Annotated in this window: 4 protein-coding genes; all 4 read left to right on the forward strand. The window is 70.1% G+C overall.

From position 1 onward, the window contains the following. Window positions 1-450 (forward strand): PH-like domain-containing protein (locus ACFPZL_RS09270; RefSeq protein WP_382335190.1); only part of this gene is annotated, 450 nt, incomplete at its 5' end. Continuing rightward, window positions 447-1649, forward strand: coding sequence for a glutamine-hydrolyzing carbamoyl-phosphate synthase small subunit (carA, locus tag ACFPZL_RS09275; protein WP_218113652.1), 1203 nt, complete (start codon window positions 447-449; stop codon window positions 1647-1649). The genes ACFPZL_RS09270 and carA, both read left to right, overlap by 4 nt. Continuing rightward, window positions 1649-4984 carry a carbamoyl-phosphate synthase large subunit gene (gene carB / locus ACFPZL_RS09280; RefSeq protein ID WP_218113651.1) on the forward strand — a complete coding sequence of 1112 codons (3336 nt, stop codon included), beginning with the start codon at window positions 1649-1651 and terminating at the stop codon, window positions 4982-4984. Before carA ends, carB begins: the two co-directional genes overlap by 1 nt. Then, window positions 4981-5623 (forward strand): orotidine-5'-phosphate decarboxylase (gene pyrF, locus ACFPZL_RS09285; protein ID WP_382335192.1); only part of this gene is annotated, 643 nt, incomplete at its 3' end. The genes carB and pyrF, both read left to right, overlap by 4 nt.

The raw sequence follows: 5623 nt of genomic DNA on the forward strand, positions 1-5623 counted from the left end.
GAGTCGGCCCCGGCCGGCGAGGTGCTGGCCTCGTTCGCGGAGCGCGTGCTCTACGTCTCGACGACCCCGGCCGACGACCCCCTCGCGCGGGTCTCGATCCCCGGCCTGCGGTATCGCGGCTACGCCTGCCTGACGGTCCGCACCGACGGCGTCACGCTCGAAGTCGTCGGCGAGGCGCCGGTGCATTTCGCCGCAGACCAGATCCTGGGCTACGGAACCGCCGGCCGCCGGGCCGGCAAGGCGGTCGAGTCCGGCGGACTCGCACTGCTCCGCTGGAGCGCCGACGGCCGCGAGCTCGAATCCAGCTTCCGCTTCACGGACCGAGCCGACCAGGTGCGCTTCGCCGCGGCGGTCGACCGCGTCGCCGGCACCGGCTCCGAGCCCGATACGGACGCCGCGCCGCGCCCCCAGACCACACCGACCGCCCCGTCTCAGGAGGACGAGAAATGATCAGCACTCCAGTCACCGCACCGCCCGCGAGCGCCGTGCCGCACGGCGCCGCCGTGCTCGTCCTCGAGGACGGCACCCGCTACACCGGTCGCGCCTACGGTGCGACCGGGCAGACGCTCGGCGAGGTCGTGTTCTCGACCGGCATGACCGGCTACCAGGAAACGCTCACCGACCCCTCCTACGCCGGCCAGATCGTCCTGATGACGGCGCCGCATATCGGCAACACCGGGGTCAACGACACCGACATGGAGTCGCGCAAGATCTGGGTGTCCGGGTTCGTCGTGCGCGATCCCGCGCGTCGCGTCTCGAACTTCCGCGCCGAGCGCTCGCTCGACGAGGATCTCGCGGGCGACGGCGTGGTGGGCATCTCGGGAGTCGACACCCGGGCGATCACCAAGCACATCCGCTCGGCCGGCGCGATGCGGGCGGGCGTCTTCTCGGGCGACGCCCTCGAGCTCGACGCCGAGGCGCAGCTCGCGCTCGTCCGCGACCAGGAGGGCATGAGCGGCAAGAACCTGTCGAACGAGGTGACGACGCCCGAGCGGTACACGGTGCCCGCGACGGGGGATGTGGAGCGCGTCGGCTCCATCGCCGTCCTCGACCTCGGCATCAAGCGGGCCACCGTGCAGTACCTCTCGGAGCACGGCTTCGACGTCACCGTGCTGCCGGCGTCCACCTCGCTCGAGGAGATCCGCGAGCTCGCCCCGGACTCCCTTTTCTACTCGAACGGCCCGGGCGATCCGGCCGCCTCGGACGCGCAGGTCGCCGTGCTGCGCGAGCTGCTGCGCGACGGGATTCCGTACTTCGGCATCTGCTTCGGCAACCAGCTGCTCGGTCGCGCGCTCGGCTTCAGCACCTACAAGCTGCCCTTCGGGCACCGGGGCATCAACCAGCCGGTGCTCGACAAGCGCACGGGGCGCGTCGAGATCACCGCGCAGAACCACGGCTTCGCCGTCGACGTGCCGATCGAGGGCGAGGTCGACTCTCCCGAGGGCCTCGGTCGCGTCCAGGTCAGCCACTACAGCCTCAACGACCAGGTGGTCGAGGGCCTCGAATGCCTCGACATCCCGGCGTTCTCGGTCCAGTACCACCCCGAGGCGGCCGCCGGGCCGCACGACGCCTTCTACCTCTTCGATCGCTTCCGTTCTCTCGTGAAGGATCGCGCCGCCAACCAGACCAGCACGGGAGACGCCAGCTAATGCCCAAGCGCCAAGACATCAACTCGGTCCTCGTCATCGGCTCCGGCCCGATCGTCATCGGGCAGGCCTGCGAGTTCGACTACTCGGGCACCCAGGCGTGCCGGGTGCTCCGCGAGGAGGGCGTGCGCGTCATCCTCGTGAACTCGAACCCGGCGACCATCATGACGGATCCCGATTTCGCCGACGCCACCTACGTCGAGCCGATCACCCCGGAGGTCATCGAGTCGATCATCGTGAAGGAGCAGCCCGACGCGATCCTGCCCACGCTCGGCGGCCAGACCGCGCTCAACGCGGCCATGGCGCTGCACGAGCAGGGCATCCTCGAGAAGTACGGCGTCGAGCTCATCGGCGCCAAGGTCGAGGCGATCCAGCGCGGCGAGGATCGCCAGATCTTCAAGGACCTCGTGCTCGAGGCCGGCGCCGACGTGGCGCGTTCGCACATCGCGCACACGCTCGAGGAGGCCAAGGAGTTCGCGAAGGATCTCGGCTACCCGCTCGTGGTCCGCCCCTCGTTCACGATGGGCGGCCTGGGCTCGGGCTTCGCCTACACCGAGGAGGAGCTTGTCCGCATCGTCGGCGACGGCCTCCACTACAGCCCGACCAGCGAGGTCCTGCTCGAGGAATCGATCCTCGGCTGGAAGGAGTACGAGCTCGAGCTCATGCGCGACCAGGCCGACAACACGGTCGTGGTCTGCTCCATCGAGAACGTCGACGCCGTCGGCGTGCACACGGGCGACTCGATCACGGTGGCGCCCGCGCTCACGCTCACCGACCGCGAGTTCCAGAAGTTGCGCGATATCGGCATCGACATCATCCGCTCGGTGGGCGTCGACACCGGCGGCTGCAACATCCAGTTCGCCGTCGACCCGCAGACCGGCCGCGTCATCGTCATCGAGATGAACCCGCGCGTGTCGCGATCCTCGGCGCTCGCGTCGAAGGCGACCGGGTTCCCGATCGCCAAGATCGCCGCGAAGCTCGCGATCGGCTACCGTCTCGACGAGATCCCGAACGACATCACGCAGAAGACGCCGGCGAGCTTCGAGCCGACCATCGACTACGTCGTGGTGAAGGCGCCCCGCTTCGCGTTCGAGAAGTTCCCCGCCGCCGACGACACCCTCACCACGACCATGAAGTCGGTGGGCGAGGCGATGGCCATCGGCCGCAACTTCACGACGGCCTTGCAGAAGGCGCTGCGGTCGCTCGAGAAGCGCGGCACCTCGTTCCACTGGGATCCGGTCGACACCGCGGAGCGCTCGGTGAGCGAGCAGGTCGAGCAGCTGCTCGCCTCGGTGCAGCGGCCCACCGACGGTCGGATCGTCGATGTGCAGCAGGCGCTGCGCCTCGGCGCGACGGTCGAGCAGCTCTTCGAGGCGACGGCGATCGATCCCTGGTTCCTCGACCAGATCCAGCTGATCAACGAGGTCGCCGAGCGCGTGCAGGCCGCCCCGCAGCTGAGTCTGGACGTGCTGCGCGAGGCGAAGGATCACGGCTTCTCCGACGCGCAGATCGCGGCGATCCGCGGCGTCTCCGAATCGGAGATCCGGGGCCTGCGCCACGGGCTCGGCCTGCGCCCCGTCTTCAAAACGGTCGACACCTGCGCGGGCGAGTTCCCGGCGCTGACGCCCTACCACTACTCGTCCTACGACCTCGAGACCGAGGTGCGGCCGAGCGAGCGCAAGAAGATCGTGATCCTGGGCTCCGGCCCCAACCGCATCGGGCAGGGCGTCGAGTTCGACTACTCGTGTGTGCACGCCTCGTTCGCGCTGTCGGAGGCCGGCTACGAGACCATCATGATCAACTGCAACCCCGAGACGGTGTCGACGGACTACGACACCTCGGATCGTCTCTACTTCGAGCCGCTGACGCTCGAGGACGTGCTCGAGGTGATCCACGCCGAGCAGGCCTCCGGCGAGCTGCTGGGCGTCGTCGTGCAGCTCGGCGGGCAGACCGCACTCGGTCTCGCCCAGCCGCTCAAGGATGCGGGCATTCCCATCCTCGGCACGACGCCCGAGGCGATCGACCTGGCGGAGGAGCGCGGCGCGTTCGCCGGGATCCTGCAGCACGCCGGCCTGCTGGCGCCCCGCAACGCCACAGCGATCGACAAGGAGGGGGCGATCCGCATCGCCGAGGAGATCGGCTACCCGGTCCTCGTGCGCCCCTCGTTCGTGCTCGGCGGGCGCGGGATGGAGATCATCTACGACACGGCCTCGATGCATGGCTACTTCGAGCGGATCGCGGGCCACGCGCTCGTCGGGCCCGGCCACCCGCTGCTGGTCGACCACTTCCTCGACGACGCCACCGAGATCGACGTCGACGCGCTCTACGACGGCGAGCAGCTGTACATCGGCGGCGTCATGGAGCACATCGAGGAGGCGGGCATCCACTCGGGCGACTCCAGCTGCACGCTGCCCCCGATCACGCTCGGCTACGACCAGATCAACCAGGTGCGCGAGGCCACCCTGGGCATCGCTCAGGGGGTCGGCGTCCGAGGCCTGCTGAACGTGCAGTTCGCCTTCGCGCAGGGCGCGCTCTACGTGATCGAGGCCAACCCGCGCGCCTCGCGCACGGTGCCGTTCGTGTCGAAGGCGCTCGGGATCCCGCTCGCCAAGGCCGCGTCGCGGATCATGGCCGGGGAGAGCATCCAGCAGCTGATCGACTCAGGACTCCTTCCCGAGCGGGACGGCTCGCGCGCGCCGATCGACGCCCCCGTCGCCGTGAAGGAGGCGGTGCTGCCATTCAAGCGTTTCCGCACGTTCGACGGTCGCATCGTCGAGTCGCTGCTCGGCCCCGAGATGCGCTCGACCGGCGAGGTGATGGGCATGGATCGCGACTTCCCGCGCGCCTTCGCCAAGAGCCAGTCCGGGGCCGGGTGCCCGCTGCCGACTTCGGGCACCGTGTTCATCTCGGTGAACGACCGGGACAAGCGCGACGTGGTCCTGCCGGCGCTGCGCCTGCAGGAGCTCGGCTTCGACATCTGCGCCACGCAGGGCACTCAGGTCGTGCTCGCGCGCAACGGTGTGCGGGCGAGCACGGTGCGCAAGTACTCCCAGCAGACCGAGGGCGAGACCATCGTCGACCTGATCAACGAGGGCGAGATCGATATCGTGGTGAACACGCCGAGCGGCAGCTCGGCGCGCGCCGACGGGTACGAGATCCGCGCCGCGACCGTTGCCGCCGACAAGCCCCTGTTCACGACCATGTCGGAACTCGCCGCGGCCGTCGGGGCGATCGCCGTCGGCTCGCACGGCTTCGATGTGAAGTCGCTGCAGGAGTACGAGCAGGATCGCATCCTGTCGCGGGAGACCGTGGCCGCCGCTGCGGCCGCCGCGCGATGACGGTGCGCAGCTTCGGTGCCCGCCTGGCGGAGGAGTTCTCCGCCGGGCGGCACCTCTGCGCCGGCATCGACCCGCATGCGCCGCTGCTCGCCGAGTGGGGGCTGGCGGACGACGCGGCCGGCGCTGAACGGATGGGACGCGAGGTCGTCGCCGCGTCCGCCGGGATCGCCGCGTGCGTGAAGCCGCAGATCTCGTTCTTCGAGCGCTTCGGCTCCGCCGGCTTCCTCGCGCTCGAGCGGGTGCTCGCCGACGCGCGCGCCGCCGGTCTGCTCGTCGTCGGCGACGTGAAGCGCGGTGACATCGGCTCGACGTTCGCCGCCTACGCGGACGCCTGGCTCGCCCCGGGCTCGCCGCTCGAGGTCGACGCGATGACCGTGGCCGCCTACATGGGCTTCGGCACGCTCTCGGGTGCGTTCCCGTACGTGCGGGACCACGGGAAGGGCCTTTTCGTGCTCGCGGCGACCTCCAACCCGGAGGCGCGGGAGGTGCAGGCCGCTCGCCGTGCCGACGGGAGCACCCTCGCCGCGGCGATGGTGGCGGATGCCGAGGCGTTCAACGCCGCTGCGTTCGGCGACGAGGCGGTGGGTTCGGTCGGCGTGGTGCTGGGCGCGACCCTCGACCTCGCGACGTTCGGCATCG

The organism is Leucobacter soli (genome assembly GCF_042659205.1).
GTDB classification, from domain to species: domain Bacteria; phylum Actinomycetota; class Actinomycetes; order Actinomycetales; family Microbacteriaceae; genus Leucobacter; species Leucobacter soli.

Bases quoted from the DNA above. Each gene is read 5' to 3' on its own strand.
- carA (WP_218113652.1), top strand. From the start codon at position 447: ATGATCAGCACTCCAGTCACCGCACCGCCCGCGAGCGCCGTGCCGCAC.
- carB (WP_218113651.1), top strand. From the start codon at position 1,649: ATGCCCAAGCGCCAAGACATCAACTCGGTCCTCGTCATCGGCTCCGGC.